At 35.3% G+C, this 3,094-nt stretch carries 4 protein-coding genes; all 4 read left to right on the plus strand.

Annotated features, from left to right (window positions below; translation table 11 throughout):
* Window positions 1-1,093, plus strand: a 1,093-nt coding sequence (locus tag KA830_RS12810; RefSeq protein WP_210134289.1) for a DUF927 domain-containing protein, incomplete at its 5' end; no start/stop codon positions are given.
* 62 nt (window positions 1,094-1,155) lie between these two features.
* Window positions 1,156-1,413: a hypothetical protein gene (locus KA830_RS12815; RefSeq protein WP_058332293.1), complete on the plus strand. Its 258-nt coding sequence runs from the start codon at window positions 1,156-1,158 to the stop codon at window positions 1,411-1,413.
* Between the two features lie 177 nt (window positions 1,414-1,590).
* On the plus strand, window positions 1,591-2,940 hold the full coding sequence (gene ccrA, locus KA830_RS12820; protein WP_210123110.1) for a cassette chromosome recombinase CcrA: 1,350 nt from the start codon (window positions 1,591-1,593) through the stop codon (window positions 2,938-2,940).
* Between the two features lie 21 nt (window positions 2,941-2,961).
* Window positions 2,962-3,094 (plus strand): recombinase family protein (locus KA830_RS12825; RefSeq protein WP_210134290.1); only part of this gene is annotated, 133 nt, incomplete at its 3' end.

Below are 3,094 nucleotides of genomic sequence, written 5' to 3' on the forward strand. Positions count from 1 at the left end.
TGACCAAACATTATTCAGAGGTTGGAACGGCACCCGTAATGCAATTGAAGGATACTTAAGTAACAACTTTGGTGTTCCTATTGCCTTAGATGAATTATCAGCAGCTACCTTTAAAGATACAAATGGTTTACTTTATTCCCTAGCAGAGGGGCAAGGTCGTCTACGTGCTAATCGAGAAGGAAATGTAAAAAATCCTCACCACTTTGGATCTAGTGTGATTAGTACAGCAGAACACACAATATTCAAAGATGCTAGTGCAAATGATGGTTTGAGAGCAAGATGCATCGAAATATCTGAAGCCTTTACGACAAGCGCTGACAATGCGGACGCCATTAAAAAAGGAACATCAAAAAACTATGGACACGTAATGCCGTTAGTAGCTGAATATCTTCTAAATCGTGAATCTGAAGTAATCAAGTGGTTTCATAGAGAACACGATTGGTTCAAAACTCAGCTTAACAGTGAAACAAACAATGTAGGTATTCGAATGTTCAAACGCTATGCAACAATAACGACATCAGCAAGAATATTAGAACGTGTAATTGCAACCCCTATCGATTTGGTCGCAGTTAGAGAGTACCTAGTTAGTTATCATGTAGATTCCGTAAGTGAACGCAGTTTGGCGGCCAAAGCGATTGATAGTGTGGTTCAATTCGTGGCACGCAATCGTAGTAAGTTTGCAGAAAGTAAAAAACTCTCCATAATGACTGAAAATTATGGCCTTATTGAGCTGAAAGACGATCACATTCAAGTCAAGATGCTTAAAGATGTTTTTAAACATATGTTAGAAGAAAACCAATACCAAGATGTAAAAAATGTAATAGATAGTTTAAGAGCAGAAGGATATATCCAGATGGATTCCGATCGGATAGCTATCAAACGTAATGTCAAAGATACTCAAGGCAAAACAAAAACGATCTTGTTCTACCATCTTGTATTGCCTAGTGAGTTTGCACCTGTTCTCGGTTTAAGCTCAAATTCTGAACCATACACACCACCGCAATTTGATAATAATACAACAAATAAGGAATTACTCAACAAATTTGTTAAAGATGGTAGAGAATGGGAAGAAAAGGGCGATTTAGAACTCTAAATATAAATATCGCTACAACGCGCTATGCGTTGTAGCTCATTAAATTAATCGGAGGCATAAAAATGAAAACAAACGTCAACTTATTAAATTACACAATTGATTCAGTAGAAGTCGATGATCATCAAAAACCTATTGTCGTTAATTATATCGACAGATACTACCATATGCAACAATATGTATTAACTGAAACGGAACAGAAGCTACTAAAATTTTATCACTTGTACCCTGAATTCATAAATGAAAAAGAGATAACTGAACATATTGTTCCAAGTACACAGAGTGAACGAATAACAATGCAACATGTTATCAATTCAATATAATTTGATATTTGGAGGTTGAACCATATGGACGAATTAATCACATTACTCGCTGATTTAGTGATTGAAGAAATCAATCACTTTGATGACTAATAATAACGCCCAACACCTCACTGGTGTTGGGCTCATCTATAAATTCGTTCATAAATATATATTATCACTGTGGAAGGAGGAAACAGGATGAAACAAGCAATTGGTTACTTACGACAGAGCACTACAAAGCAACAATCTTTAGCAGCACAAAAACAAACCATCAAGGTATTAGCCGAAAAACATAATATTCAACACATTACCTTTTATAGCGATAAACAATCAGGACGTACTGATAAGCGGAATGGTTATCAACAAATTACTGAACTAATTCAACAGGGACAATGTGACGTATTATGTTGTTATAGATTAAACCGACTTCATCGCAATCTTAAAAATGCATTAAAACTCATGAAATTGTGTCAAAAATACCATGTCCATATCTTAAGCGTTCATGATGGCTATTTTGATATGGATAAAGCATTCGATCGGCTCAAACTCAATATTTTCATCAGCTTGGCCGAACTAGAATCTGATAATATAGGCGAACAAGTCAAAAATGGAATCAAAGAAAAAGCTAAACAAGGTAAAATGATTACAACACATGCACCCTTTGGGTATCACTATCATAATGGTACTTTCACAATAGACACAGTAAAAGCACCAACAATAAAAGCTGTGTTCAATTATTACCTTCAAGGCTATGGTTATAAAAAAATTGCACAATATTTGGAAGAAGATAATAAGTTAATCAACCGAAAACCATATCAAGTACGTAATATTATCCTTAACCCTAATTACTGTGGCCGCGTTATCAATCAATACGGACAATATGAAAACATGTTCCCAGCTATTGTCAGTACAACGATATACGAAGAAGCTCAAGTTACCCGAACTCAGAAACAAGTAGAACGTAAGCCGTCAGAAAATCAACTCAAACAAAAAATCAAATGTCCCTATTGTCATTCGACACTCACAAACATGACTGTCCGAAAACCAGATCATTCATTGCGTTACTATGTCTGTCCGCAAAATATGAATAACGCTCGCTTTGTTTGTAAATTTAAAGGAATCAACGCACAGGAATTAGAAACAAGTGTTTTAGCGACTTGTCAGGACTTCTTTCAAAATCAACAGCTCTATTCAAAAATAAACCATACTATTCAACAACGACTCAAAAGACAAAGAGATATAGAAACTAAAACTACACTCAATCACGAGCAGCTGATAGAAAAATTAGCCCAAGGCAAAATTGATGCAGAAACGTTCAGAGAACAAACGCAATCATTACATCAACAATCAAAACCTATATCATCAATCAGTGCGTATCAAATTCGAAAAGCTTTCCAAAACATCATTCAAGAACGTTTCACGCTAAACATGTTGTACCCCTATATTGATGAAATTAATATTTCTAAAAATAAAGGCCTCGCTGGCATCTATTTCAAAAACGAACCACTGAATATTGTAAAGCAGACTATGAAATTATCAATTGTATAATTAAAGAAAGGATAGATTATAATGGATAAAATGAAGAAAAAGCTTGTAGGAGGCTACATTCGCGTGTCCACAGAGAGACAAGTAGAGGGTTATAGCATCGAGGGGCAAATTACACAAATAGAGCAATATTGCCAATTTAACGGCTATGAACTCG

Source organism: Staphylococcus sp. GDY8P119P (genome assembly GCF_017892075.1).
GTDB classification, from domain to species: Bacteria; Bacillota; Bacilli; order Staphylococcales; family Staphylococcaceae; genus Staphylococcus; species Staphylococcus ureilyticus.

What these genes read in the sequence shown, in the direction of transcription:
- ccrA (WP_210123110.1), top strand. Translation starts at nt 1,591, where the DNA reads ATGAAACAAGCAATTGGTTACTTACGACAGAGCACTACAAAGCAACAA.
- KA830_RS12815 (WP_058332293.1), top strand. Translation starts at nt 1,156, where the DNA reads ATGAAAACAAACGTCAACTTATTAAATTACACAATTGATTCAGTAGAA.